Below are 303 nucleotides of genomic sequence, written 5' to 3'. Positions count from 1 at the left end.
CTTGCCGTTTCGGCATCGCTCACTAATTCGGCCGCTGCCGACACCGTGAACTGGCGTCAATTCGAAGGGACCAGCATAACTTGGGCCTACGACATCCACCCCTATGCGGATGCTCTCGCTGCGCAACTTTCCGGAGTTCGAGAAGCTGACACGGCATCAAGGTCACGCCGGAACTCTACCCAGACGATTCTTACTGGAACAAGATGACGATCCAACTGACGACGAAGTCGCCAGCATGGGATGTGTTCGGCACTGGCATTCAGCCCGCGTAGGACCTCGCTCCGAGTGGCGCCTGCTGGACAA

At 58.1% G+C, this 303-nt stretch carries 1 protein-coding gene; it reads left to right on the top strand.

Features of this window, described 5'->3' with window-relative positions:
* Positions 1–207, top strand: a 207-nt coding sequence (locus EN807_RS36255) for a hypothetical protein (RefSeq protein WP_246684536.1), incomplete at its 5' end; no start/stop codon positions are given.
* Positions 208–303 lie beyond the last annotated feature (96 nt).

The organism is Mesorhizobium sp. M5C.F.Ca.ET.164.01.1.1 (genome assembly GCF_004792125.1).
Classification (GTDB): domain Bacteria; phylum Pseudomonadota; class Alphaproteobacteria; order Rhizobiales; family Rhizobiaceae; genus Mesorhizobium; species Mesorhizobium wenxiniae.
The sequence above is the reverse complement of the archived record's forward strand: the minus strand, read 5'-3'. Positions and strand labels throughout refer to the sequence as shown.